Source organism: Anoxybacillus sp. PDR2 (assembly GCF_009834045.1).
GTDB lineage: Bacteria > Bacillota > Bacilli > Bacillales > Anoxybacillaceae > Anoxybacteroides > Anoxybacteroides rupiense.
This window is the reverse complement of sequence record NZ_CP047158.1, coordinates 3455397-3480308: the sequence shown is the minus strand read 5'-3', so window position 1 is coordinate 3480308 and position 24912 is coordinate 3455397. Positions and strand designations below refer to the sequence as shown.

At 45.9% G+C, this 24912-nt stretch carries 28 protein-coding genes; 26 read left to right on the top strand and 2 right to left on the bottom strand.

Annotation, left to right across the window (positions count from 1 at the left end):
* Positions 1 to 93 precede the first annotated feature (93 nt).
* The 7 genes from GRQ40_RS16800 (at position 94) to GRQ40_RS16770 (ending at position 7823) form a co-directional block, all read left to right on the top strand.
* Positions 94 to 1596, top strand: coding sequence for an N-acetylmuramoyl-L-alanine amidase (locus GRQ40_RS16800; RefSeq protein WP_236546357.1), 1503 nt, complete (start codon positions 94 to 96; stop codon positions 1594 to 1596).
* Positions 1597 to 1745: 149 nt separating this feature from the next.
* Positions 1746 to 2900, top strand: a complete 1155-nt coding sequence (locus tag GRQ40_RS16795) for a polysaccharide pyruvyl transferase family protein (RefSeq protein ID WP_159720434.1) — start codon at positions 1746 to 1748, stop codon at positions 2898 to 2900.
* On the top strand, positions 2893 to 4005 hold the full coding sequence (locus GRQ40_RS16790; protein ID WP_236546356.1) for a glycosyltransferase: 1113 nt from the start codon (positions 2893 to 2895) through the stop codon (positions 4003 to 4005). Before GRQ40_RS16795 ends, GRQ40_RS16790 begins: the two co-directional genes overlap by 8 nt.
* Positions 3998 to 4483 carry a PssD/Cps14F family polysaccharide biosynthesis glycosyltransferase gene (gene pssD, locus GRQ40_RS16785; RefSeq protein ID WP_044745027.1) on the top strand — a complete coding sequence of 162 codons (486 nt, stop codon included), beginning with the start codon at positions 3998 to 4000 and terminating at the stop codon, positions 4481 to 4483. The genes GRQ40_RS16790 and pssD overlap by 8 nt, the downstream gene beginning before the upstream one ends.
* Positions 4480 to 4962 (top strand): PssE/Cps14G family polysaccharide biosynthesis glycosyltransferase, encoded by a 483-nt coding sequence (pssE, locus tag GRQ40_RS16780; protein ID WP_159720433.1) that lies wholly within the window; start codon positions 4480 to 4482, stop codon positions 4960 to 4962. The genes pssD and pssE overlap by 4 nt, the downstream gene beginning before the upstream one ends.
* A 29-nt stretch (positions 4963 to 4991) precedes the next feature.
* Complete coding sequence (gene murJ, locus GRQ40_RS16775; protein ID WP_159720432.1) at positions 4992 to 6479, top strand: murein biosynthesis integral membrane protein MurJ; 1488 nt, start codon at positions 4992 to 4994, stop codon at positions 6477 to 6479.
* Between the two features lie 276 nt (positions 6480 to 6755).
* On the top strand, positions 6756 to 7823 hold the full coding sequence (locus GRQ40_RS16770; RefSeq protein WP_080860302.1) for a glycosyltransferase family 4 protein: 1068 nt from the start codon (positions 6756 to 6758) through the stop codon (positions 7821 to 7823).
* 43 nt (positions 7824 to 7866) lie between these two features.
* On the opposite strand, the gene GRQ40_RS16765 is transcribed toward GRQ40_RS16770, so the two are convergent.
* Entirely contained in the window at positions 7867 to 8916 is a 1050-nt protein-coding gene (locus GRQ40_RS16765; protein ID WP_159720431.1) for an LCP family protein, read from the bottom strand.
* Positions 8917 to 8960: 44 nt separating this feature from the next.
* Positions 8961 to 9596, bottom strand: a complete 636-nt coding sequence (locus GRQ40_RS16760; RefSeq protein ID WP_044745022.1) for a YigZ family protein — start codon at positions 9594 to 9596, stop codon at positions 8961 to 8963.
* 259 nt (positions 9597 to 9855) lie between these two features.
* On the opposite strand from GRQ40_RS16760, the gene GRQ40_RS16755 reads away from it, so the two are divergent.
* The 19 genes from GRQ40_RS16755 (at position 9856) to hag (ending at position 24805) form a co-directional block, all read left to right on the top strand.
* On the top strand, positions 9856 to 11034 hold the full coding sequence (locus tag GRQ40_RS16755; RefSeq protein WP_159720430.1) for a sensor histidine kinase: 1179 nt from the start codon (positions 9856 to 9858) through the stop codon (positions 11032 to 11034).
* Positions 11031 to 11711, top strand: coding sequence for a response regulator (locus tag GRQ40_RS16750; protein WP_044746297.1), 681 nt, complete (start codon positions 11031 to 11033; stop codon positions 11709 to 11711). Before GRQ40_RS16755 ends, GRQ40_RS16750 begins: the two co-directional genes overlap by 4 nt.
* Positions 11712 to 11964: 253 nt before the next feature.
* Positions 11965 to 12807 carry a DegV family protein gene (locus tag GRQ40_RS16745; protein WP_159720966.1) on the top strand — a complete coding sequence of 281 codons (843 nt, stop codon included), beginning with the start codon at positions 11965 to 11967 and terminating at the stop codon, positions 12805 to 12807.
* Between the two features lie 62 nt (positions 12808 to 12869).
* Complete coding sequence (locus tag GRQ40_RS16740) at positions 12870 to 13043, top strand: hypothetical protein (protein WP_159720429.1); 174 nt, start codon at positions 12870 to 12872, stop codon at positions 13041 to 13043.
* Between the two features lie 156 nt (positions 13044 to 13199).
* Positions 13200 to 14702, top strand: a complete 1503-nt coding sequence (locus tag GRQ40_RS16735) for an ATP-dependent helicase ComFA (RefSeq protein WP_159720428.1) — start codon at positions 13200 to 13202, stop codon at positions 14700 to 14702.
* A complete protein-coding gene (locus tag GRQ40_RS16730; protein ID WP_159720427.1) occupies positions 14699 to 15415 on the top strand; it encodes a ComF family protein in 717 nt (238 codons plus the stop codon). The genes GRQ40_RS16735 and GRQ40_RS16730 overlap by 4 nt, the downstream gene beginning before the upstream one ends.
* 255 nt (positions 15416 to 15670) lie before the next feature.
* The gene (locus tag GRQ40_RS16725) at positions 15671 to 17467 is read left to right on the top strand and encodes a hypothetical protein (protein ID WP_159720426.1); all 1797 of its coding nucleotides are present in this window, start codon (positions 15671 to 15673) and stop codon (positions 17465 to 17467) included.
* The gene (locus tag GRQ40_RS16720; RefSeq protein WP_044746293.1) at positions 17464 to 17721 is read left to right on the top strand and encodes a flagellar biosynthesis protein FlhB; all 258 of its coding nucleotides are present in this window, start codon (positions 17464 to 17466) and stop codon (positions 17719 to 17721) included. The genes GRQ40_RS16725 and GRQ40_RS16720 overlap by 4 nt, the downstream gene beginning before the upstream one ends.
* 12 nt (positions 17722 to 17733) lie before the next feature.
* The gene (locus tag GRQ40_RS16715; protein ID WP_159720964.1) at positions 17734 to 18174 is read left to right on the top strand and encodes a YaaR family protein; all 441 of its coding nucleotides are present in this window, start codon (positions 17734 to 17736) and stop codon (positions 18172 to 18174) included.
* A gap of 28 nt (positions 18175 to 18202) precedes the next feature.
* On the top strand, positions 18203 to 18622 hold the full coding sequence (locus GRQ40_RS16710; protein ID WP_159720962.1) for a TIGR03826 family flagellar region protein: 420 nt from the start codon (positions 18203 to 18205) through the stop codon (positions 18620 to 18622).
* Positions 18623 to 18861: 239 nt separating this feature from the next.
* Positions 18862 to 19131 carry a flagellar biosynthesis anti-sigma factor FlgM gene (flgM, locus tag GRQ40_RS16705; RefSeq protein ID WP_044746292.1) on the top strand — a complete coding sequence of 90 codons (270 nt, stop codon included), beginning with the start codon at positions 18862 to 18864 and terminating at the stop codon, positions 19129 to 19131.
* A 54-nt stretch (positions 19132 to 19185) separates the two neighbouring features.
* Complete coding sequence (locus GRQ40_RS16700) at positions 19186 to 19680, top strand: flagellar protein FlgN (protein ID WP_159720425.1); 495 nt, start codon at positions 19186 to 19188, stop codon at positions 19678 to 19680.
* Between the two features lie 102 nt (positions 19681 to 19782).
* The gene (gene flgK / locus GRQ40_RS16695) at positions 19783 to 21387 is read left to right on the top strand and encodes a flagellar hook-associated protein FlgK (RefSeq protein ID WP_159720424.1); all 1605 of its coding nucleotides are present in this window, start codon (positions 19783 to 19785) and stop codon (positions 21385 to 21387) included.
* 10 nt (positions 21388 to 21397) lie between these two features.
* Positions 21398 to 22312 carry a flagellar hook-associated protein FlgL gene (gene flgL, locus GRQ40_RS16690; RefSeq protein ID WP_080860287.1) on the top strand — a complete coding sequence of 305 codons (915 nt, stop codon included), beginning with the start codon at positions 21398 to 21400 and terminating at the stop codon, positions 22310 to 22312.
* Positions 22313 to 22358: 46 nt separating this feature from the next.
* Positions 22359 to 22952, top strand: coding sequence for a DUF6470 family protein (locus GRQ40_RS16685; protein ID WP_159720423.1), 594 nt, complete (start codon positions 22359 to 22361; stop codon positions 22950 to 22952).
* A gap of 15 nt (positions 22953 to 22967) precedes the next feature.
* Positions 22968 to 23405: a flagellar assembly protein FliW gene (gene fliW / locus GRQ40_RS16680; protein ID WP_159720422.1), complete on the top strand. Its 438-nt coding sequence runs from the start codon at positions 22968 to 22970 to the stop codon at positions 23403 to 23405.
* 13 nt (positions 23406 to 23418) lie between these two features.
* On the top strand, positions 23419 to 23667 hold the full coding sequence (gene csrA, locus GRQ40_RS16675; protein WP_080860281.1) for a carbon storage regulator CsrA: 249 nt from the start codon (positions 23419 to 23421) through the stop codon (positions 23665 to 23667).
* Complete coding sequence (locus GRQ40_RS16670; RefSeq protein ID WP_080860279.1) at positions 23664 to 23849, top strand: hypothetical protein; 186 nt, start codon at positions 23664 to 23666, stop codon at positions 23847 to 23849. The genes csrA and GRQ40_RS16670 overlap by 4 nt, the downstream gene beginning before the upstream one ends.
* 146 nt (positions 23850 to 23995) lie before the next feature.
* On the top strand, positions 23996 to 24805 hold the full coding sequence (gene hag, locus GRQ40_RS16665; protein WP_080860277.1) for a flagellin Hag: 810 nt from the start codon (positions 23996 to 23998) through the stop codon (positions 24803 to 24805).
* Positions 24806 to 24912 lie beyond the last annotated feature (107 nt).

The window sequence follows — 24912 nt, the reverse complement described above, 5'->3', positions numbered from 1 at the left end:
TTCATAGAATGAAACATAGAGTGGAAAAATATAGCTGTCACATTCAGTTTGAGATGGAATATAACACCAAAAATCAGGAAGGAGAGGGATTCATTGCGTTTTTTGTTAATGGCTCTGGCGTTCATTGTTATGTCGCTGCCTTTTGCGGCAAATGCTTATGCAGCTGAGCAAAACGACGAGTTATTAAAAATTGAAGATTTTAATCAGGCTCCCCCCGATCAGACAGCTGCTCACGCTGCTTCGTTTGCAATTGCTTCCTCAGGCGCGGTTTTTTCCGATGTACCTGAAGGCTATTGGGCAAAAGAGGAAATTGAATTTTTGTATCAGCGTTCGATCATTCAAGGATATCAGCAAGGCAGCCAATTGCAGTTTCGTCCGTTGGATTCTTTGACGAGGGCGCAAGCGGCCAAAATGCTGATGCTCGCGATTGGTGAAAAAGAACCAACTACCATTCAAGTCAAGTTTAAAGATGTTCCATCAAGCCATTGGGCGGCTCGCTGGATTAGCCTTGCGGCGCAAAAAGGCATTTTCACAGGATACGACGACGGCTCCTTTCACCCTAATGATAAATTGAAACGGTCGCAAATGAGCAAAGTGCTCGCTCTTACTTTTTCACTTTCTAATCCTCCGGCCAATGCGAAAAACCCATTTACTGATGTTAGCTCAAGCTACTGGGCTTATTCCTATATAACGAAGCTTTATTACAATGGAATTTCCAATGGAAGCGGAAATAAATTTATGCCGGAATCCTATATTTCCAGAGATCAGTTTTCTGCCTTTTTGGCGCGGGCGATGAGCGATCAGTTTCGTTTGCCGGTGAGCAGCGCGGATGAAGGTACGGTCATCGCGAAAGGAAAAGTCACCGCCCAAACGTTAAATGTTCGTTCATCTGGATCGACGAACGCTTCGGTTGTAGGCCAGCTCAGCAACGGAACCATTGTCAATGTTTATAGTATTCAAGGCTATTGGGCGAAAATTTCATATGGAAACTTGCGCGGCTATGTACATAAATCATACTTAAAATTGCAGAATGTAAGCGGCAGCGTGTTGGCTGGGCGGATTATTACAGTGGATGCGGGACACGGCGGAACAGACCCGGGAACGATCGGAAATGGCGCCAAAGAAAAAGACATCGTTCTATCTGTTGCGAAAAAGCTGAAGCAGAAGTTGGAAGCGGCGGGTGCCAAGGTCATCATGACAAGAGAGAGCGATACGTATCCGACATTGGAAGAACGGGTCAATATCGCTAAGCAAAATTACGCGGAGCTGTTTATCAGCATCCATGTAAACTCTGCAAGCCCGTCAGCAAAAGGAACGGAAACGTACTATGATACTTCGACGAATCCGAACGGATATGAAAGCTATTTATTAGCGAAGGAAGTTCAGGCGCAAATTGTGGCTAATGCGAATATGGTGGACCGCAAAGTCAAGGATGAAGCCTTTTATGTCATCCGTAACAATACCGTCCCTAGCATTCTTGTTGAATTAGGGTTTATTTCGAATACCGAAGACGTCAAAAAACTCACTTCCGACCAATTTCAGAATATTTTCGCTGAATCCATTTATAATGGAATTGTGCAGTACTATAAAAAATAAGACAAATGGGGGCTTTCGATGATTAGCCCCCATTGTTTTTTGCTAGATGAAAAATTGATATAATGGAATCGTGATAAAGGCTTTTACCTATGAGTGAACGATAGTATAATGTAAAAGTTGAATAAATAATAAGTTAAAGGTGCTTTGTTATGAAAATAGGGATTATTGGTAATTACGGACATCATAATAATGGCGACGAAGCAATTTTGATGGGGATTCTCAAGCAATTGACGGAAGAATTGGCGATCAGCAAAACGGATATCGTCATTTTTAGCCATAATCCTGAAAATACAGAGGAACGGTATGGAGTCCGAGCCATTCCGCTTCTTTCGCGAAAAAAAAGCCTTCTGCTTACCATTTTAACTACCCTTAAGGCTAATTATTTGCGGATGAAGGAACTGGATGTGCTGATCATTGGCGGCGGCGGTTTATTAATGGATTTATATAAACGAGATGCACCGTTGTATGCAACGCTCGGCATGCTAGGCCATTACGCCGGATGCAAGGTCGTGATTTATGGAGTAGGCGCAGGGCCGATCCGTACAAAGGCAGGTGCTTTTTTTATTAAACAGCTGCTGAAAAAGGCCCAGCAAATTTCTGTCAGAGATGAGAGCTCAAGGAAACTGCTTCAATCGCTCCAAGTAAAAAAAGAGATTGAGGTCATTGGCGATCCAGCTCTATTTTTAGCACGTTCATCGAAAAAAATGCAGCGAGATTCGGTTCGCCAAATTGCTGTGACAGCTGTTCCGTACTACAGCTCCCAATATTGGCCGACGACAGATGAACAGAAGTATCAGCAATATATTTCAGGCATGGCGCAAAATTTAGATGAACTCATTCGTCAAAAAGGGGTTCATATTACATTTTTTTCGACAAAATATCCCCAGGATGTGCAAGTAACAAAAGACATTGCCTCTTTCATGCAATATCGCGATAAGGTCGTCATTATCGATCAAAATTTATATCCGAGTGAGATTTTATCGCTTTGTGAGTCGCATGATCTCGTGATTGGGACAAGGCTGCACTCTCTTATTTTAGGAATCGCTGCGAAAACTCCGGTGATTGGTATCGGGTATCACCCGAAGGTCCAGCATTTTCTGACCGCTATTCAGCAGCTTGATCGCTATATTGCGATCGAGAAATTATCACAAGATGATCAGTTGATGCTGCAAATGGTCAATGAAATCGAAAAGAATTGGGCGGAAGTCCAGCAGCGTATCGAGATGATATCTGAGAATATGAAAAACGAGGCCGAGAAGGGAATACAACTGTTACAGAGGATAATAGGTGAGAAGCATGTCTAATCGAAAAGTATTAGTGCTCAGCAATATGTATCCGACTGAAAAGGCAAAAGCTTTTGGGATTTTTGTAAAAAATCAAGTCGTCGCTTTACAAAAGGCGGGATTGGATGTTGATGTCATTGCTGTCACCAATCCAAGTATGAAAAAACAAGCGGTTCTGATCAAATATCTGGTTTGGCTGTTGAAAGTGCTGATTCATGCGGTGGTTCGCGGAAGACGGTATGATGTCGTTCATGTCCATTATGTTTTTCCGACAGGCATATTAGGCCTTTTATATAGAAAGCTTTGGAAAACGAGATTCATTGTGACGGCGCATGGCGGCGATATTGAACGAATGGCGCATAAAAGTAAGAGAATTTGGCAATGGACAAAATATATTCTTCAGGAAGCTGATCACGTGATTGCGGTAGGACCGAAGCTTTATGAAGAGATTTATGAGCAATTTGGCGTGGCGAAAGAGAAAATTTCGATTATTAATATGGGAGTCAATCGCCAAGTGTTTCAGCCGATGAACAAACAAGAGGCGCGCAAGCTGTGCGGAATAGCCGACGATGTGATTCCTGTTTTATATGTCGGCAACATGATTGAGCAAAAAGGGCTGCTTGAGCTTGTTGATGCATTTGCTATGCTGAAACAGGAGTATCCGAACGCCAATCTCTATATGATTGGCCAGAAAAAAGATGGAGCGTTTTATCAACGGCTTTTGCAGCGAATGGAACAAAGCGGTGCGCAGGATATTCACATGCTGGATGCGATGAATCAATTAGAGCTAGCCATATGGATGTCGGCGGCTGAAGTGTTTGTGCTGCCTTCCCATTTGGAAGGATTCGGGCTTGTTGCTTTAGAAGCGATGTCTTGCCATACGCCGGTCGTCGGTAGCGATGTCGGCGGACTTTCTTATTTATTGAGCGGCGGCGCCGGTATATTGGTCGAGCCCCGTAACAAGGAATCATTATATGAAGGAATAAAAACGGTGCTTAGCGATGCGAAAATGAGGGAACAATTAATTCAAAAAGGTGAGCTTCGCGCTCAAGAAAACGATGGAAAGCGAATCGTTGAACGAGTGATTCAACTTTATTCACCTCCGGAGGGAGTACGGGATGCGTAGAAAAAACAAAGACAGAAAAAAGGTGCTATTTATTGCTTCCCTTGGAGGGCATTTAACGCAATTGTTGCAATTAAAGCCTCTTTTTTCTGCGTACGATTATCATATTGTAACGGAAAAATCGGTCATCACGAAAGAATTGAGCAAACAGTATAAGATTTCTTTTTTAATGTATGGAGCAAGGAATTATCCGTTCCGATATATTTTTAAATTTTCCTATAATGTCATCATGTCTTTGTATTATTTTCTTCGCGAAAAGCCGGATGTTGTGGTGACAACAGGCGCTCATACGGCCGTGCCCATGTGTTATATTGCTAAGTTGTTTGGCAAAAAAGTCATTTTTATCGAGAGCTTTGCGAAAACCACGACTCCGACGATTTCAGGAAAATTGGTGTATCCAATTGCTGATTTATTCATTGTGCAGTGGGAAACAATGAAAAAACATTACCCGAAAGCGGTTTATGGAGGTTCGATCTATTGATTTTTGTTGTGTTGGGAACTCATGAGCTGCCTTTTACGAGGCTGTTGCGGGAAGTAGAAAAGCAAATTATCTCTGGAAATATTAAAGAAGAAGTGATTGTGCAGCAAGGGCATACGCCTTACGAATCGCCACATATGAACATGATGACATTTACAAGCTATGAGGAAATGGAACGGCTGTATCGGGAAGCGAGCATGATTATTACTCATGGAGGAACAGGATCCATTACGACAGGGGCAAAAATGGGCAAGAAAATGATTGCTGCCCCTCGTCTCATGAAATATGGAGAGCACAACGATGACCATCAGCTAGAAATTGTGCAGCAGTTTGAAAAGACGGGACACATTTTAGCGTGGTATGAAAATGAAGATTTCAGCGAAGTGCTGAAAAAAGCCAAGCAGTTTGAACCTGTTCCGTTTGTCAGTGGAAATGATGAAATTATCTCTATTATTCGTTCATTTATTGATAAGCATGCATAAATGAAAGCAGAGATTCGGCAGGTGAGGTTGTGAGTACAAAACGTTTTTTTCAATTGATTGGAGTAGTCACCATTGTCAATGTGCTTTCGCGTTTTTTAGGTTTTGTTCGAGAAGCCGTCATCGGTTATCAATTTGGCACGTCATCGCTTGCCGATAGCGTCATTTTAGCCTATACCATTCCTAATTTTGTCTACTCCGTGCTGGGAGGGGCTGTAGCGACTGCTTATATTAGCGTATATAGCAAAATGGATCATGACATCCATAAGCAGCGGTTTCACGATGTCATTTTCACGTATTTGCTCCTGTTTTGCGTTGGATTAACAGGCTTGTTTATGATTTTATCAAAGCAGGTGGTCCAACTCTTTTTTAATGGGCTCCATCCGTCTGAAGTGGCGATGACATCGAAATTGTTTTTCATGATGGCTCCCGCAACCCTTTTTCTTGTTTTTTCGATGTGGTTTTCCGGCATTTTGAATGTGCGCGGCCAATTTTATAGCGCCTCGTTTGCCACATTGGCCAACAATGCTTTTTTTATTTTCATCGCCGTCCTCCTTTATCCGGCCATCGGCGTATATGCTTATGGATGGGGAGCGCCGGTCAGCGCTGCGATCATGGTGGCTGTGCTCGTTTATTATATGCATAAGAGCGGCGTGTTCTGTTTCCGTCTTCGTTTTCATGTTTCGGAAAAGGAATATGTGCTTCGCATGCTTAAGATCGCTATGCCTGTTTTATTGGGCGGAGCGACTCTGCAATTTTATTTTTTTATCCAGCGCATGTTTGCTTCGCGACTGGATGACGGGTATGTCGCTGCGCTGAACTATGCCTCGAAGCTTGTTCAGCTTCCGCAAATGATTTTAATGACAGCGGCGACGACGGTGATCTATCCGCTGCTCGCTAAAAAGACGGCTGAACAGGATTATGAAGGAATTTCACAAATCTTTTTCAAAGGTCTGCGTTTGCTCATCATGTTTATTGTGCCTGTTTCTGTCTTTGTTTATGTATATGCCGAACCGATTGTAAAAATCATTTTTGAGTACGGATCGTTTACGGCGCAGTCGACGTCTATGACGGCGGAGATGCTGAAAATCTTTGTGATCGGCATGTTTGCCCATGCAGCGAATCTGTTTGTCACGCGCTTTTTTTATGCGATGGAGAAATCGTTCGCGCCAGTCGCCACAGGGATCGTGGCTGTTTTTGGCGTCAATATTGCGATCATTTCCTTTTTTATTGACCAATATGGAGCGTCCTCCATCGCCTGGGGAACGACGATTAGCGCTTTATTCCAATTCTTTTCCTTGCTCGTTCTTGGCACGCGTCAGTTAAAGCTGCGAATGGATACAGGAGCGCTATGGGGAAAATTGCTCCTGTCTCTTTTCATCGTGACGGTCGTCGTTTGGCTGAGCCGCTTATGGATTCATACCGACTATGATTTACTTGATTTATGTCTTGCGGGCTGCTTATTTGCCGTGACTGCCTATGCTCTTTTTCGAACCGCGGGCTTGCTTTCGCGAGGATAAGGCTTTTTTTAAAAAACCTTCAGCTTGTCGACTTTGTCGACAAGCTGATTTTTTTTTGCGTTATCTGTCGATTCTTGGGATTTAAATGATATATAATGGGGTTATACTCGCGAACATCCGCGAAGTCACTAGATTTTAAGAAATTTTTTGTTTATGTCATAGATTGAATATGCTATAATCGACGCTGTGGGCTTTTGTACTGAGAAATTTGGCAATGAACGGTTTTGGTTTGAATGTGACATTAATGGTTATCCTAGGACATAGGGGAGGGTTCCCATGTTATATCTATACTTAACGATGCTTATATGCTTTGCGTTATCCGTTATTTTTACTCCATTCGTGAAAAAATTGGCTTTTCTTGTAGGAGCCACAGATAAACCGAATCAACGAAAAGTGCACCAAAAAATTATGCCGCGTTTAGGAGGGCTGGCGATTTATGTCAGCGCCATGATTGGATATTTGATTTTACGGCCTTGGAACGAAGATTCGCTTTATATTTTATTAGGAAGTCTGATCATTGTGGCCGTTGGGATCTTGGATGATATCTACGAGCTGCCGGCTAAAGTGAAGTTTTTAGGCCAATTCGTTGCCGCCTTTATCGTGGTTGTCATTGCCGGTGTACAAGTGACCTTTATTAATTTGCCATTCGGCGGGCAATTGCATTTTGGAATGTTAAGCATACCGATTTCGATTTTATGGATTGTGGGAATTACGAATGCGATCAACCTTATTGACGGGCTAGATGGCTTGGCTGCCGGTGTCTCAGCGATTGCTTTAATCACGATTTCTGGAATGGCGTTGATTATGGGAGACTGGTTCGTCACTTCGATGGGATTGATTATTTTAGCGAGCACCTTGGGATTTTTGCTGTACAATTTTCATCCGGCAAAGATCTTTATGGGAGATACAGGGGCGCTCTTTTTAGGATATATGATTTCCGTATTGTCACTGTTAGGCTTTAAAAACGTTACGTTTATCTCGTTTGTCGTGCCGGTGTTAATTCTCGGTGTGCCGATTTCGGATACATTTTTTGCTATCATTCGCCGCATTGTGAAAAAGCAGCCGCTTTCGGCTCCTGATAAATCTCATTTGCATCACTGTCTGCTCCGGCTCGGATACAGCCATCGGGAGACCGTGCTGATTATTTACGGCATGAGCGCCGTTTTTGGGCTGCTGGCGATCATTTTATCGCAGGCCGCTGTTTGGGTGTCGATGATTATATTGGTTGTCGTACTGCTTGCCCTTGAGATTATTGCGGAGAAGATCGGTTTAGTGGATGCGAATTATCGCCCCATTTTGAAAATCATGCGCGTGATTCGCTACGCGAATGGAAAACAAAATTAAAAAAACCGCCTTGCTTTTATGCAAGGCGGTTTTTTGCGTTTGTTTATGGTTGTCCGTCGTCATCAGCGTGATCTGTTTGGCTGTTGGCTTCTGAATCGCTGTTGTCCGTAGAAGTAGTAGTATCCAGCCCTTGCAAATGATTTTTCAGCTCTTGAGAGATCTCTTCGACAGACTGTTCGTCGAGCTTATAATAGTAAACTCCGTCAATGTAATCATCGGTTCCTTTTAAGTGAAGGGATTCAATATTAAGCTTTCCTCCGCTGCTTGTCGCATAATAAATCAGCGATTTCATTTCATCAAACGTTAAGTTCGTTTTCATATTGTCTCCGATCGCTTCTAACAGATCATCATATTTGGTAATCGAACGGACGCTGCTTGCTTTTTTTATAATGGCTTTTAAAATTTCTTGCTGGCGCTTTCCGCGCTCGATATCGTTATCAAGCTTTCTTGTTCTCGCAAGAGCCAGCGCTTGCTCGCCATTTAATGTTTGCCATCCTTTTTTCAGAACAATCGCATTATGATGGTCTTCGGAGTCTTTTTCTTTAAGATTATATGGCACTTCTACTTCAATTCCACCTAAGGCGTCCACCACGTCCATAAAAGCATAGAAGTTCATTTTGACATAGTAGTCAATTTGAATATCAAACAGCTGCTCAACGGTTTCAATGGTTCCTTTTACACCGCCAAAGGCATGGGCGTGGGTGATTTTATCCCGTCTTTCCTCTGACGGAATATATACATACGAGTCACGCGGAATACTTACTAATTTGACAGATTTCTTTTTGGCATCGAATGTCGCTAGCATTAACGCATCTGAGCGTGTATCGCTTTTGAAGTTTCGCGAACGGCTGTCATCAATGCCGATAAACAAGATGGAGAAATTATCAATTTTCAGATTTGGGCGATCTTGGTCTCGGCCTTTGATCTCCTCATACGATTTATTGATCACAGATTCCGCCTTATGCATAAGGAATGAAGCGTAGCAAGTAGCTCCCAGCACAAGCAGCAAAATAGGCGTCAATATCCATAATAATATGCGCTTTCTGCGCTTTTTCTTTTTTTGCTTTTTACGATAGGTTCGTTTATTGGTCATTGATTGTTCTCCTCTTCTTTTTTCTAAGAGTGGTGAAAGGGAGGCTAAGAAATGGTCGTTTCCATATAGGTGACTTCCCCTTCTTGAATGTCCGCCCTTGCATTGGTTAAATCGGTGAGCCATTCGCAAAACGGCTGCTTGTTGTTTTCTTCGACAAATACCTCGATTTCGACATGATCTAGATAGTGAATGGCTTTCACATCATAAATGGAGGAGCGAAGGGCATTCTCCACTTTGCCAAGCCAATTGTAATCGATCGCAACATGCATAATGCGCATGAGGCGGCGTTCAACAATTTCCGCTGCTTTCAGCCCTTCGGATACCGCTTTGCTGTAAGCGCGGACGAGACCGCCGGCTCCAAGCTTAATGCCGCCAAAATAGCGAGTTACAACGACAACGGTGTCCTTTAGTCCTTTTTTCTTAAGCACTTCGAGCATCGGAACCCCAGCCGTGCCGCTCGGTTCACCGTCATCATTCGCTTTTTGGATGTGGTCATGCTCGCCGATTAAATAAGCAGAGCAGTTATGCGTCGCATCCCAATGCTTTTTTTTGATCGTTTGAATGAACTGAGTCGCTTCCTCTTCCGTTGTTGCCCGATTGGCATAACAAATGAATCGCGATTTTTCGATCACGATTTCACTTTCTCCATATCCTTTTACGGTATAATATTTATGCAGCAATGATGAAACACCTCACGATCATGCGGCACGCTGTTGCATATGTTTTTATTACCAATTCAATTTTTGGCGATAAGTTGCGTGAAACATGCTATACTTAAAAAAACAAGTATATGCCGTCGCCTACCGGTCGGGAACAGGTAGCGAAAAAGCATCTTTTTCTATTATAAATCGACAGCTTTTTTCCTTCAAATAAAACTTTTCGTTAGAAAAATTTGTATGATCTCTTGATACTTTTTTGTATAAGCACGGAGGATTTCGTATGTCTTTGCCAAAAAAATTAAATGCGAAGGAATTAGATAAAATTGTCGAAAAAATGGTAAAAACGGTTCATCATAGCAAAGATGAAATTTTTCAGATCGGCGAACGTTCGCGCCATGAGTACGAGCACTTGATCAAGGAGCTAGAGGAAACAAAAACGCAAGTCAGCCTGATTATCGATCAAGCAGATCGACTGGAGGTGCAGGCGCGTCTGGCCAGACAGCGCTTATCAGAGGTGAACCGCCATTTTTCACGCTATTCCGAAATGGAAATCCGCGAGGCTTATGAAATCGCGCACGAGCTGCAAATGAAGCTGACGATGATTCGCGAGCAAGAAAGGCAGCTGCGGCTGCGGCGCGATGAATTGGAACGGCGTTTAGCCGCGCTAAAAGAAACCATTGAACGCGCCGATCATTTAATTGGACAAATCACCGTTGTCCTGAATTATTTGAACAGCGACTTTCGCCAAGTGGGCGAGTTTATAGAAGGGGCCAAACAAAAACAGGAGTTCGGTTTAAGGATTATCGAAGCTCAAGAAGAGGAACGCCGCCGCTTATCGCGAGAGATTCACGACGGTCCTGCCCAAATGCTCGCCCATGTGATGATGCGCTCGGATTTAATGGAGCGGATTATTCGACAACGCAGTGTCGATGAAGCGGTTCAAGAATTGCGGGATTTTAAAAAAATGGTACGTTCTGCACTTTACGAAGTGAGAAGAATTATTTATGATTTAAGACCAATGGCGCTTGATGATCTGGGCTTAATACCTACCCTCCGTAAATATTTGCAAAATGTTGAGGAGTATAACCAGCAAACGAAAATTTCTTTTGTACATATTGGGGAGGAAAAACGATTGCCTGCCCATTTTGAGGTGGCGATTTTTCGCCTTGTCCAAGAATCGGTGCAAAACGCACTGAAGCATGCGGAGGCATCTGAGATTCAAGTGAAGGTAGAAATGAAGCAGCAGTATCTTTTCCTAATGATTAAAGATAATGGAAAAGGATTTGATGTGAAGAAAAAGAAGGAAAATTCCTTTGGATTGATTGGGATGAAGGAACGAGTAGAATTATTGGAAGGAACGATGAATATCCGTTCACAAATGGGTGTGGGAACAACCGTGTTTATTCAAATTCCGCTGTTAGAAACGACACAAACAAGAAGGGAGAGGATCGATCAATGAAAACACGCATCGTTATTATTGATGACCATCAATTATTTCGCGAAGGAGTCAAGCGGATTTTAGAATTCGAAGGACAATTTGAGGTAGTAGCTGAGGGAGCGGATGGCAGTGATGCGCTCGAGTTGGTGCAAAAGCATCAGCCGGATATCGTGATTATGGATATTAACATGCCGAATACGAATGGAGTGGAAGCGACGCGGCAGCTGGTGGAAACGTACCCTGACACAAAGGTGGTGGTCCTTTCCATTCACGATGATGAAAATTATGTGATGCATGCGCTGAAAACAGGCGCAACAGGCTATTTATTAAAGGATATGGATGCGGATACATTGATAGAAGCGGTCAAGGTCGTAGCAGAAGGCGGATCTTATTTACATCCGCGCGTGACGCATAATTTAATTCAAGAATACCGCCGCCTCGCCGCAGGAACGAGCCAGAAGGTCGAAAAAACATCGCGCGAGGTATGTCTGCCGCTGCATTTGTTAACGCGCCGGGAGTGTGAGGTGCTGCAGCTTCTTGCGGACGGCAAAAGCAACCGCGGCATTGGCGAGGCGTTGTTTATAAGTGAAAAAACGGTGAAAAATCATGTCAGCAATATTCTTCAAAAACTAAATGTAAATGACCGTACACAAGCGGTTGTTGTGGCGATCAAAAACGGATGGGTGGAGGTCCGCTGAGCGCCAAGGCTGTCGAGAATTCGGCAGCCTTTTTTTGTAATGAAATCCATCCTTTTTTCCGCTACAATGGAGGTAAGGAAGACGGGCTGATCATCCACATGCAGACCGTTTCCATTCGCTCATGCCGATGGGGACAAACTGAAAGAACAGGCTAGTCAAATGAGAAAGGTCCTGCATGAGCGAATTGGTGCAGCGTATCCGCTGTGACGATGGATCAGCAAAGGCCATAATCAAAATAAGGAAGGTATGAATGATGAGGACAGCGATTGTCACGGATAGTACGGCATATATTCCGAAAGACGTGCGCGAAGCATTGCACATTTATATGATTCCATTAAGCGTTTCCTTTGGCAATGAAGCCTATCGGGAAGAAGTGGATATTCATGCGGAGCCATTTTTCGAAGAAGTGAGGCAGCATAAACATTTGCCGACAACATCGCAGCCGTCGATCGGCGCATTTGTTGAGCTGTTTGAAACGCTGGCCAAGCAATATGACGCGGTGGTGAGCATTCATTTATCAAGCGGCATAAGCGGTACGTATCAAGGGGCGTTAACGGCAGCAGGCATGGTAGAAGGCCTTCAGGTGTACGCGTATGACTCGGAGATCAGCTGCATGGCACAAGGCTTTTATGCGATAGAGGCCGCTGAAATGGCGCTGGCGGGCAAGCATCCCCAAGAGATTATTGCCCGCCTGGACGAAATCAAAACCTCGTTGCGCGCGTATTTTATGGTGGATGACTTAATCCATTTGCAGCGCGGCGGACGGCTGAGCAGTGCCCAAGCGTTTATCGGCAGCCTTTTACAGGTGAAACCGCTGCTTCATTTTCAAAACAAAGTCATTGTACCGTTTGAAAAAATCCGTACGCGCAAAAAAGCGATTAAGCGGATCGAGGAGCTGTTCGCCGAGGATGCCAAGCTCGGAGTGCCCCTGAAAGCGGCGATTATCCATGCGAACCGCTTGGAGGAAGCGGAGGCGTGGAAGCAGGAGCTGGCGCCAACCTATCCGAATGTGGAATTTTTGATCAGCTATTTCGGCCCGGTCATTGGGACGCATCTGGGCGAAGGCGCGCTCGGGCTCACTTGGTATCGCCCATAAAGAGCTTCATCATCATGGAACGGGACATCAAGTCCCTTATCTAAACGGATGGGACCGTCCACATGCCAATCGCCAAGCCGTCGATCGGCGGCATCAGCGGGAAACCGAAAAAGCATCAATGCTGCCGAAGCAAGCAGTACGGACCGCTTCAGAATGTTGATAAACGCTTTCATCTTGCATCATCGGCTCATGAACGTTTGGGTTCGGTTCGCGTCTTTACTCGGCTGCGTTCCTGATCTGCTAAGCGTTTTGATGCAACCGACGCAATCCATAAAGGCTGTTAAAATGGTTGAAGCCAAAGTCTACTGTGGGCTTTGTCTTCAACCGAAAACCGTCAGTTCCGCTTTTTTCTTTAGGCAACGATTCGCCAAAATGAATCATGGAGGGATAAGATGCGTTTTGTGTTTGAACAGGGCAAATGGCTTCCAGAAGCGCTGGCAAAGGAAAAGCATAAAGACCGCCGGCCGATTAGCCGTCTGCCCGATCTCCCTTCTTGCGAGAAAAACCCCGAATTTCCCTTTTCTCCTACTCTTCTTGCCTTTCTTGAAGGCAGACAGCTTCTCATAGATGATCTCCCTTTTTCACTGGAACAGATTCAGGCCCATTATGAAAATGGTTATTTGCGTTATCAAAAAGGCATTACTCAAACCGAGCGCGGCGGTTATCGCTGTGAACGATGCGGAAATGAGCGCGCCCATCTTTTTGCCTCCTTTCACTGCGCCCGCTGTGAAGAGAGCTGTACGTATTGCCGGCAATGCTTGATGATGGGAAGGGTGAGCGAATGTACTCCGCTTGTCGTTTCTTGTGTGAGCCCAAAGCGAATCGCTTATGACCGTCCGCTTGTTTGGAGCGGCAAACTTTCCCATGCCCAGCAAGCGGCGGCGGAAGCGGTCAAACAAGCCATAGACCGCCATGATGAATTAACGGTCTGGGCTGTTTGTGGGGCGGGGAAGACAGAAGTGCTTTTTCCCGGCATCGCCCATGCCCTAGAGCGCGGCAGACGCGTCTGCATCGCTACCCCCAGAATGGATGTCGTATTAGAACTGGCTCCGCGCTTCAAGCAGGCGTTTCCAACGGTTCCCATCATTGCTTTATATGGCGGAAGCGAGGATCGTTTCAAACAGGCCCCGCTTGTCATGGCGACCACGCATCAGCTGCTTCGTTTTTATCGCGCGTTTGATGTCATGATCATCGACGAAGTCGATGCTTTTCCTTACTCTGTGGAGCCGATGCTGCAATATGCAGCTGCCAAAGCCCGCTGTGAACCGTCCGCTTTGATTTATTTAACAGCGACTCCCCATCCAGCATGGCAACGGGAAATTCAAAAGAACAAGCGAATGGCGGCGACGATTCCGGCGCGCTATCACGGCTATCCTCTCCCGGTCCCTGCTTTTGAATGGTGCGGACATTGGCGAAAGCAAGTGCAAAAAGGAAGGCTCCCCCGCAATGTGCTGGCCTGGGCAAATGAGAGAATCCAAGGAGGGAGACCAGCTCTGCTATTTGTTCCGCATATTGCCCTGCTGCAGCAGGTTGTGCAAATACTTAAGCGGCTGGATGCGCGGATCGCGGGGGTCCACGCCGAGGATAGCGCCCGTAAGGAAAAAGTGCACGCTTTTCGCCAAGGAGCGATTCCGCTTCTCGTCACGACGACGATTTTAGAACGCGGCGTGACGATTCCTCGCCTCGATGTGGCGGTATTAGGAGCCGAGGATGACCTATTTACAGAGGGCGCGCTTGTCCAAATTGCCGGAAGGGTGGGACGAAGCGCCCTGCATCCAAACGGAGACGTCCGCTTTTTTCATTACGGAAAAACAAAAGCGATGGTCGCCGCGAAACGGCAGATCGTTCGCATGAACCGTCTGGCTCAAGAAAGGGGGCTGTTAAAGAGTCCATGAGCGAACATTGTTTGTTGTGCCATCGGCGTTATGCGCAGCGAATGAGTTGGAGACATTTGTTGATGTTGAAACAGACAGATGTGCTTTGCCATGAATGCCGCCGCTCTTTTGCTCTTATTGCTGGCGATCTATGCGAATGCTGCGGTCGTCCATTTGACCGCGTTGACGAATCGTATCGGCAAGGGGAATTATGTGCCGATTGCGTCCGCTGGAAGCATGACAACGCATGGCGCGGTGTGTTAACGAAAAATCGATCTGTATACGTGTACGATGCTTTTATGAAAGAGGTGATTGCCCGCTGGAAGTTTCGTGGGGATTATGCGCTCGTTGAAGCGTTTCGCACTGATATGTGCCGTGAATTTTTCTGCCACTTTCCGCGCGATTCACTCCTCGTCCCGATCCCGCTAAGTTCCGCACGTTTATACGAAAGAGGCTTTAATCAGGCAAAAGCGCTTGCCGAATTGCTCGGCTGTCCGATTTTAGACGCATTAGAACGATTCGATTCCGCAAAGCAGTCAAAAAAATCAAGGCATGAGCGGCTTGAAACGGATCGTGTTTTTCACTTGCGTTCGGATGTATCGCTGCCCGCCGGTGCTTCATTTGTGCTGATCGATGATATTTATACGACAGGAACGACGGTCCGCCATGCGGCTCGAATGCTGCGGGAAGCCGGCGCTGCCGCCGTTTCCTCTTTTACCCTCGCGAGGTCGTAATTTGATTGGATTGGCTCATAAACATTCATCGTGATTTGCCGATATAAAAAGTAGCAAAAACATGAGTGTTGATGATTCGCTTTTGTATAAAAATCCTATTGCTTTGATAAGTACAATAAATGGATTGCCGCGTTGCTGCACAAGACCGCTGCTCTTTCATGGTTGGCGTTTTGCGCACGAAGAGGCGCGTTTTTATGGAATAAGACTGTTCATCAACATGCTTGAGCATAGATCAGAGAGCGGAGTGTGAAAACCATGCAAATTTATCATGATTGGATGGTGCAGACATCCATCGCTTCCCAAGATGGAACGGCCCCGCTCAAAGAAGGGGATACCGTTTTTGTGGCCATCAAGGAAAAAGTCAGCGCAAATGAGGCGATTGTGACGATCAAAGGACAGGATCGCTATGTCCGCTTTCAAGGGGACATCCCGGACAAGGAAAAGCTCGTTGTCCAAATCACGGGAATGGATCGTGATGTTCTTGAAGTTAAAGCGGTTTCGCCCTCGGCAGCCGCTCAAGCGATGGCCGGAAATTCGTTGGCTCCAATCGAACAGCTGCTAAGAAATCAAGGCTTGTTTCTGACCCAGGCAGAGCGGGCGGCTCTCAAAAGCTTCTTGGAAAAAACAAAAGGAACGATGGCTGAAAAGCTGGAAACGATTCAAGCTCTCGCCAGCAAAAAGCTTCCGTTGACGTCCCTTCATATGCAAGCGGTTCATGAAACGCTGCACGGAGAGCCGCTAGGTGATCTGTTGATGGAGCTCATGGAGGAGACGGCGGAGTCACCAGCAGTGAAAGAGACAAGCCCGGAGCCTCCAAGTGACCAGAAAAACGGAACGGCTGCCGAAAACACATCAAGCTGGATCGGAAATGAAACCGATTCAGGCACCAATATGGAAACGGTTCAATGGACGTACGGCCATGAGGAATGGTTCAGCGGAATCACGCCGCAAGCAAAGGAGCTTGTCGTGCGAACCGTCACGGAAAAAATGGCGCAAGCAACGGGCGAGTTTCAAAGCTGGCAGCGGGAGATCGGCCAAAAGCTGGAGCAAACAGCGTCCATATTGACCGCCCGTTCGACTCAGGTCCGTTCGCAAGCAAGGATGTCGATCGAAGCGGCTGTTTATACGCTTGATCGCATGATTTTGCGCGGAGAATGCATGATGTTTGCCGATATGGGAACGGAAAAACAGCTTCTTCAGGCAAGCGCAAAGCTGGCAGAAGCGAAGCAATTGATTTCAGCTGGAAAATGGAGCGATGCCGCATCCATCGTTCAGGAGGTAAGGCAGACGGTCTCCTCTCTCCGTTTTCAACCAGCGGATGTCAAGATTCAGCGCTTTATCTCGGAGATGCAGGCCTCTCCATCTGCTTCCGTGTCTAATCAGCCGCTCGCTGGGCAAATAGGACGGCTGCTTCCGGCAGCAGCGGATGACTTTTCCGCACGAGGGATATTTGAGCAGCTGCGCTTATTGGGGATGCATCATGAAAAAGAAATCGCACAGGCCGTGATGGCCCCAACCGGACCGCTGCCAAGCAAAAATATGAAGTCCCTGCTCCTCAGCGCCGGAGAGGGGGGGTACGGCACAGCTTCGCAGGCAGAGCGGGCGGTCTTAAATCTGACAGGCCAGCAGCTATTGAGCCGGTTTGAGGCAAAAAGCCACACGCAAACCATGGTATATCAGCTCCCACTGATGATGCGAGATCAAATGGAAACCGTTCACGTCTATTTGAATTCGCGCAATGAGGACGGAAAGTTAGATTGGCAAAATTGCAGCTTATATTTTTTATTGGATACGGAACAATACGGAAAAATCGGATTGCTGCTGCAAGCTGCCGAACGCAACTTAGCGATTACGGTCAAAACCGATCATGAGCAAGTGGAAAGCGCGCTCAAGCCGCTCATGGAAGCAGCTAAGGAGCATTTAAATGAAATCGGCTACCATGTAACGAAAATGACCTTTGCGAAAATGACGGAGCCAGCGGTTTCTTCCTCTTTACAAACTCCGTCCGCAAGTGAGAAACTTCAAGAGAAAGGTTATGATATAACGGTATGAAGCATCCATATGAAACATATGCTTCGGCATTAAGCCGCTACGAAGAAGAAGCCGAGCGTCTATTGGAAACTCTTGAGCCAAGCGGAAAAATGGGAAAAGAAATGATCGAGCACGCTGAAAAGCAAGGTATTCCCATTCAAAAAGATGCCACTCTTGTCGAGCATTTAGCCGACCCGCAGCAGCGTGTTCCTTCCCAGCTTTATGCGGTGATCGGAGAAATTTTGCGCGTCATAAAGAACATAGAACAGAAATAGAGGCGATGTATGGTGGAAGTCCAAAAAGTGACAAAGCCGAATATGATCAAGACAACTCAGCCAAAGGAAACGGTTCCTTCTGCCTCCGTATCCTTTGCTGAGGTGATGGCCAAAAAGCAGGATGATTTCGTATATGGGCGATTCCAGCAGCTTGTCCAGCAAATTGCCGACCAAGGAAAAGTATTGGCTGAATCGCATTCAGTTGAGGATTTGCGGAAATACAAAAAGCTAGTCAAAACCTTATTGGACGATGCAGTCAAGCATGGCTTGCAGCTGTCCGAACAGCGCAGCTTCAGCTGGAATGGGCGCCAGCGCTTATATAAGCTCGTGAAAGAGGTGGATCAAAAGCTACTCGACTTAACGAATCAAATATTGCAAAATGAAAAGGATGGGATGGGGATTTTACGCGCCATTGGCGAAATTCAAGGGCTAATTATCAATATTTACACGTAAATGAGCGAAGGATTGGGGGATGGCGACAGTGAATCTAGAAAATTGCCCGAATTGCGGCCGATTATTTGTCAAAAATCAGTTTCGTGATATTTGCGACCGATGCTATCGAGAGGAAGAAAAAGAGTTTACGAAGGTGTATAACTATATGCGAAAGCGGGAAAACCGCATGGCGACACTGTCGGAGGTAGTGGAAGCAACCGGTGTGTCCGAACGCCTGATTATTAAATTTATTAAATCGGGACGGCTCCAGCTCGCCAACTTTCCGAATTTAGGCTACCCTTGCAGCCGCTGCGGCACGATCATTCGCGAAGGCAAGCTTTGTGTTTCGTGTAAACAAGACCTCAGCCAGCAAGTGGAGCAGCTGCAAAAAGAAGAAACAAAAAAGAAAGAGAGCAGCCGGCCGACGACCGTATATTATACAAAAAAAGACGATCCAAAAGACTTCTAAATCTAGCCGCTTTTATCTAGAGAAAATCCTGTTAAGCGGACGGAGCCGATTTGGTAGCTTCAAAGCGACAGGTGCGGTTTGGTTATTGTTCAAGCCGCCCTGTAAGAGCATGAAGTTTTTTGTCTTTTCTTTGTTTGGCGGATAAGGAACTTCTCAGGCCATCTATTAAAACATTGAGAATCGTTGCCGATAATATAAGTAAGAAGCAACGAATCGGACGAAGAAAAGGAGGGTTGTCCGTGCGCATCAACCAGAACAATATCTCGTCACCGGGAGTTCATTCCTATAGACATTATGCGAACCAAGAGATTCAGAACGGTAAGACCGGCAAAAAGCGGGATCAAGTCGAGATTTCCGCAGAAGCGAAGGAATTACAGCAGCATCCCCAATGGCAGATCGAACGGGAAAATAAGGTGCGTCAGTTGAAAGAACAGGTACAGTCCGGCACCTATAAAATCGATGCCCATGCGGTGGCTAAAAGCATCTATGACTACTATGCCCGATCATGAGGCGCAGAGCCCAACAACGAACGGAAAGCGGAGTTTCAGGAGAGGAGGGGTTTCATGTCTGCCGCGCCGCTGATTCATTTATTAGAAGAGTATGTGGAGTTGCATAAGCATTTGCTGCATTCAGCCCACAAAAAAACAGACGTGTTAAAAAAAGGAGATATGGAAGCCCTAAAGACGATCATCCAGGATGAACAGAAACATATTTTTTTGATCAGCCAATTGGAAAAAAAGCGAAGCGATGTGATTGCCGCGCTTTTTCCTCGCTCCAGCACAGCGGAGGAGCCGCCGACATTGGCCGCTTGCATCGAGAGGGCCGCTGAACCGGAGCGGAGCGAGCTAAAGAAACGGCAGGAAGAGCTATCAAAGGCCGTTCGAGAGCTGAAGGAAGCGAATGAGCTCAACCAGCAGCTCGTCCAGCAATCGCTGCAATTTGTTCATATGACCTTGGATTTGCTTTTGCCGCAAACGCCCGAAATCAACTACCAGAATCCCCATTCTGCTGCTTCGGGATACGAAGGCGGACGTTCGTTGTTTGACTCAAAAGCATAAGCGGATCAGATTTCGCGTTTCTCAAGCGCTTGGCTGATTCGAATCTCAAGTATAGCCCCCGCAAAGCTTCGGAGCGGGGCTTCAAGGAGTGGAGAAAAGACAATGGGTTCAACCTTTCAAGGATTGGAAATCGCCAAACGCGGCATGTCGACGCAGCAAATGGCGTTATACGTCACAGGAAATAATATTGCCAATGCCAACACGCCAGGCTATTCGCGCCAACGCGTCAATTTTACCGAAACGGAGCCGTATCCGCCAGCCTCGATGAACCGCCCGCAAATTCCCGGACAGATGGGGACCGGGGTCGAAGCCGGCTCGATCCAGCGCGTGCGGGAAGGTTTTTTAGATATGCAATACCGCAATGAAAATAATAAGCTGGGCTACTGGGAGGCAAGAGCGGATGCCACGGCTAAAATGCAGGATATTATGAATGAGCCTTCCGATAATGGCCTGTCGAAAACAATGGATGAATTTTGGCAATCATTGCAGGATTTAAGCACAAATCCGGAAAATGAGGGGGCGCGTTCCGTCGTGCGCCAGCGCGGATTGGCGGTCGTGGAAACCTTTCATTATTTGTACGATTCATTGTCGCAAATTCAGCAGGATTTTGGCAGCCAAATCGGCGTGACGATTACACAAATCAACTCGCTGACAAAGCAAATCAGCGATATTAACAAGCAAATCAGCGAAATTGAGCCGCACGGCTATTTGCCAAATGATTTATATGACCAACGGGATCGTCTTGTGGACGAGCTTTCCAAGCTGGTGAACGTTCAGGTTGAAAAGGTGGCCAACGGTGGCAATTCCCTTAAGATCGCCGAGGGAACGTACAATATTTATTTGACAGACAGCAGCGGCAGCCCGATTTTGGACGGCAGCGGCAATAAAATTTACTTAGTTCAAGGCAGCGCCACCCATACGCTTTCACTGCCAGGTGGACAAGATCTTGATGGTGACGGAGTGAGCGAAACGCCCAATGGCCCAGTCGCTCAATTTCAAGTAGGAAGCGCCTCGATTTCAGCTACAGCGTTTTCGTCCGGAAAGCTGTTAGGATTGGTGGAATCGTTCGGCTACGAAGATTCCTCTGGGGGTACAAAAGGCATTTATCCAGAAATGATCGCACATTTGAATGATTTAGCTTACACCTTTGGAACGATTTTTAATGAAGTTCATAAAAAGGGCTATGGACTGGATGGTACAACAACGGGAGTGGAATTTTTCAGCGGATTGACCTCTACTGATGCGGCGAAACAGATTACGTTGTCATCGGATATTGATAACCTTTCAAATATTGCGGCATCAATGGACAAAACATCGGGGAACGGAAGCAACGCCATCAATTTGGCGAATGTCGGAAAAATGCTGTTGTCCTCTAGCTCCATCAGCCTAGTCGGCACAACCGACACATTAGATTTAGCAGGTCTTAGCCTTCCGTTGAAATCAGGGACAATTAAATCAAATTATGAAGGCTGGATCGGCAAGCTGGGCGTTGATGGACAGCAAGCCGAGCGAATGAAAAATAACAGCGACACTTTATTGCAATCGGTCGAAGGGAATCGTCAGTCGGTAAGCTCGGTTTCGCTTGATGAGGAAATGACAAATATGATTAAGTTCCAGCACGCGTATAACGCGGCTGCCCGGCAAATAACAGCCATTGATGAGATGCTTGATAAAATCATCAACGGCATGGGCATTGTAGGAAGGTAGGTGAACAGGGATGCGCGTAACCCAAGGAATGCTTGCTGCGAATATGTTGCGGAATTTAAGCGCCAGCTATGCGCAGCTTGGCAAATATCAGGACCAATTGGCGACGGGCAAAAAAATTAACCGTCCATCTGACGATCCGGTCGTGGCGATGAAAGGCATGGCTTATCGAACCAATTTGACGGAAGTTCAGCAATTTAAACGCAATTTTTCAGAGGCCTACAATTGGATTGAAAACTCCGATGATGCGCTCGATAAAGCAACTCAAGCATTGCAGCGCATTCGCGAGCTTGTGGTGCAGGCAAGCAATGACACATACGAGACAACACAGCGTGAATCGATCTCTCAAGAGGTGGAGCAGCTGACCGAACATCTTGTCTCGATCGCCAATACACAGGTGGGAGATAAATATATTTTTAATGGAACCGATACATTAAAGCAGCCGGTCGATTTGACGCAAACACCGCCAATCGTCTCTACGAATGCGAATCCAATCAATATTGAGCTATCGAAAGGAATTTATGTACCTGTCAATGTCGATCCGACGAAGGTGTTTGGTTATGATAGCAGTGCCACCACCGCTAATGGCAACGGCTTATTCAGCGATTTGCAGTTTTTAAGCGCTGATCTGAAGGATGCGATGAAATCAGGAGCCGATATTAGTCAATATTTAAACTATCTGGATAAACATATTAATAATTTGTTGAGTGCCCGTGCGGAATTAGGCGCGCGCATGAATCGAATCGAATTGATGGAAGAGCGCGTGGACCAGCAGGAGGTTGTGGCCAATCGGATTTTGTCAGACAATGAAGATGCCGATATTGAACGGGTGATTACGGATTTAAAAATGCAAGAAACCGTGCATCGCGCGGCGCTTGGTGTCGGCTCTCGCATTATTCAGCCAACGCTTCTTGACTTTTTACGTTAAGCTATCTGGCGAAGCCAAGATGGCTTTTCTTTTAGGAGGGAAAAAGATGCAGCTGCCGCAAATTCGTTTACAATCGACAGTTGCGAGAATTTCCATCGCAACGACACCGCCTGTGCAAGAAATCGAACAGCCGCCGGCAGAGCTTGAAATTAGACAGCCGCCGGCGCAACTTCAAATCGAAACCACCCCGGGAAAGCTGACGATTGATCAAACGAAAGCATGGGAGGATATGGACTTAAAGCATATTTTTCGCCGCATTGAAGAATTTGCGGAACAAGGCTATCAAGATTGGCTCGCGGGAATGGCCCGCCTGTCTGAACAAGGAGATGAGCTGATGCGCATTGAAGATGGCGGCAATCCCATCGCGGATCAGGCAAAGGAAAACAGCGAGCCTCCGATGTATGAGTTTAACATCGGCTGGATTCCATCTCTTTTTAGTGTCAAAACCAATTATGAACCGGCGAAGGTTCATATTGATGTGCAAGCTCGGCGTCCGATGATTCAAGCCAGACCCAATCCGCCGCTTCTTCGCTATACGCCGGGAAAAGTGGAGATTGATTTAGCGCAGCGGCCGACGCTGAAAATAGATGTGGTCAACTTAAAACTAGCGAATGCCAACCAATTTGAAACTTCCATTTAAAAAAGGTGAGAAGCCATGAAAATCGAAACAAAATACCACGGTGAATATGAATTGCAACAGCAGCAGATCATTCATTTTGCACAAGGGATTCCCGGCTTTTCTGAAGAAAAACGATTTGTTTTGCTACCGCTTGAAGATACGCCGTTTGTCATTTTACAGTCGGTCGCCACGCCCGCGCTTGGGTTTGCGATGATTGATCCCTTTCTCTATTTTCCAGATTATGATTTTGAACTTGACGATGCCTCGATCGAGCAGCTTGAATTGTCCTCGGCGAAGGAAGTCGCGGTTTATGTCATTTTGACCGTCGCCGACCCATTTGACCAAACTACGGCGAATTTGCAGGCACCGATTGTGTTAAACCAACAAAAGCGGTTCGGCAAGCAAGTCATTTTAACGAATACGCCGTATCAAACGAAGCATCGCCTATTTCCAGAAAAGACTGCGGCGAAATAAGGAGGCGAGACAGATGCTGGTACTTACACGCAAACTAAAGGAAGCGATCCAAATCGGCGATGATATTGAAATCACCATTCTTTCCATTAACGGCGACCAAGTTAAGCTTGGCATCAGCGCGCCCAAGCAGGTCGAAATCCATCGAAAGGAAGTCTATCTCGCCATCCAAGACGAAAATCAGCAAGCAACACTCGCCTCAAAAGCATCATTGGATGAGCTTTATCAGCAATTAAAGCATTTGAAAGGGGGGAAACAATCATGAGCTTGGGCATTGGCGGAGTGCCGGTTCAAGGAGTCATCGCCCGCGTAGTCGAGGACAACAAACAAATCGCGGAACAGGTGCTCAATGAAATCATCAATAAGCATAAAGAAGATCCGGCGCATGTCATTAAAGAAATTCAGCAGCCTTCGCCATTTTCACAATTTCTCGACATAAAAATATAATTTTTTACAAGCAAACTATTAAACTTTGCAAACGTTAGACCGATATTAAAAGTGGAAGCAGGGAAGAAAGGCGGCCGACTTTCTATCTATCTGCAAAAAAATGTTCCACATGGATGTGGAAACCAACATTCAAGGAGGAAAAGAATATGAGAATTAACCACAACATTGCGGCGTTAAACACATACCGCCAATTAACGGCTGGCACAAGCGCAGCTGCTAAAAACATGGAAAAATTATCTTCTGGTCTTCGCATCAACCGTGCAGGCGATGACGCTGCAGGCTTGGCGATCTCTGAAAAAATGCGCGGACAAATTCGCGGATTAGATATGGCTGCGAAAAACTCGCAAGACGCAATTTCTTTAATTCAAACAGCGGAAGGCGCATTAAACGAAACTCATGCGATTCTTCAACGCATGCGTGAGTTGGCAGTTCAAGGTGGTAACGATACAAACACAACTGCGGACCGCAACAACATTCAAGACGAGTTAAATCAATTGTTATCTGAAATTGACCGTATTTCTAACACAACACAGTTCAACACTAAAAACTTGTTAGACGGCTCATTTACTGGAACATTCCAAGTAGGCGCTAATGATGGACAAATTATTACACTATCAGTTAACTCAATGAGCACAGGCGCTCTTGCTGTTGCTGGTATTTCAGTTGGTTCTAACGCATTAGCGAGCCAAGCGATCGCATCTATCGACAACGCGATTAGCAAAGTATCTCAAGAGCGTTCTAAACTTGGTGCGTATCAAAACCGTTTAGAGCATACTATTAACAACTTGTCGACTTCGTCTGAAAACTTGACTGCTGCAGAATCTCGCATCCGCGATGTCGATATGGCGAAGGAAATGATGGAATTCACTAAGAATAATATCTTGACACAAGCATCACAAGCAATGCTTGCTCAAGCGAACCAACAGCCGCAAGGCGTTCTTCAATTACTTCGCTAATATAGTTGAGTCCCTCTTCTTAATTCAAGGAGAGGGACGTTTAAAAAAGTATCGTGTCCTTTCCAAACAAGAAAGAACGGCACGATATTTTTTTAAGCGAGTTTATT

Coding starts and splice junctions, on each gene's coding strand:
- GRQ40_RS16795 (WP_159720434.1), top strand. CDS start 1,746: ATGAAAATAGGGATTATTGGTAATTACGGACATCATAATAATGGCGAC.
- GRQ40_RS16790 (WP_236546356.1), top strand. CDS start 2,893: ATGTCTAATCGAAAAGTATTAGTGCTCAGCAATATGTATCCGACTGAA.
- pssD (WP_044745027.1), top strand. CDS start 3,998: ATGCGTAGAAAAAACAAAGACAGAAAAAAGGTGCTATTTATTGCTTCC.
- GRQ40_RS16770 (WP_080860302.1), top strand. CDS start 6,756: ATGTTATATCTATACTTAACGATGCTTATATGCTTTGCGTTATCCGTT.
- GRQ40_RS16765 (WP_159720431.1), bottom strand. CDS start 8,916: ATGACCAATAAACGAACCTATCGTAAAAAGCAAAAAAAGAAAAAGCGC.
- GRQ40_RS16755 (WP_159720430.1), top strand. CDS start 9,856: ATGTCTTTGCCAAAAAAATTAAATGCGAAGGAATTAGATAAAATTGTC.
- GRQ40_RS16750 (WP_044746297.1), top strand. CDS start 11,031: ATGAAAACACGCATCGTTATTATTGATGACCATCAATTATTTCGCGAA.
- GRQ40_RS16745 (WP_159720966.1), top strand. CDS start 11,965: ATGAGGACAGCGATTGTCACGGATAGTACGGCATATATTCCGAAAGAC.
- GRQ40_RS16740 (WP_159720429.1), top strand. CDS start 12,870: ATGCCAATCGCCAAGCCGTCGATCGGCGGCATCAGCGGGAAACCGAAA.
- GRQ40_RS16735 (WP_159720428.1), top strand. CDS start 13,200: ATGCGTTTTGTGTTTGAACAGGGCAAATGGCTTCCAGAAGCGCTGGCA.
- GRQ40_RS16730 (WP_159720427.1), top strand. CDS start 14,699: ATGAGCGAACATTGTTTGTTGTGCCATCGGCGTTATGCGCAGCGAATG.
- GRQ40_RS16725 (WP_159720426.1), top strand. CDS start 15,671: ATGCAAATTTATCATGATTGGATGGTGCAGACATCCATCGCTTCCCAA.
- GRQ40_RS16720 (WP_044746293.1), top strand. CDS start 17,464: ATGAAGCATCCATATGAAACATATGCTTCGGCATTAAGCCGCTACGAA.
- GRQ40_RS16700 (WP_159720425.1), top strand. CDS start 19,186: ATGTCTGCCGCGCCGCTGATTCATTTATTAGAAGAGTATGTGGAGTTG.
- flgK (WP_159720424.1), top strand. CDS start 19,783: ATGGGTTCAACCTTTCAAGGATTGGAAATCGCCAAACGCGGCATGTCG.
- flgL (WP_080860287.1), top strand. CDS start 21,398: ATGCGCGTAACCCAAGGAATGCTTGCTGCGAATATGTTGCGGAATTTA.
- GRQ40_RS16685 (WP_159720423.1), top strand. CDS start 22,359: ATGCAGCTGCCGCAAATTCGTTTACAATCGACAGTTGCGAGAATTTCC.
- fliW (WP_159720422.1), top strand. CDS start 22,968: ATGAAAATCGAAACAAAATACCACGGTGAATATGAATTGCAACAGCAG.
- csrA (WP_080860281.1), top strand. CDS start 23,419: ATGCTGGTACTTACACGCAAACTAAAGGAAGCGATCCAAATCGGCGAT.
- GRQ40_RS16670 (WP_080860279.1), top strand. CDS start 23,664: ATGAGCTTGGGCATTGGCGGAGTGCCGGTTCAAGGAGTCATCGCCCGC.
- hag (WP_080860277.1), top strand. CDS start 23,996: ATGAGAATTAACCACAACATTGCGGCGTTAAACACATACCGCCAATTA.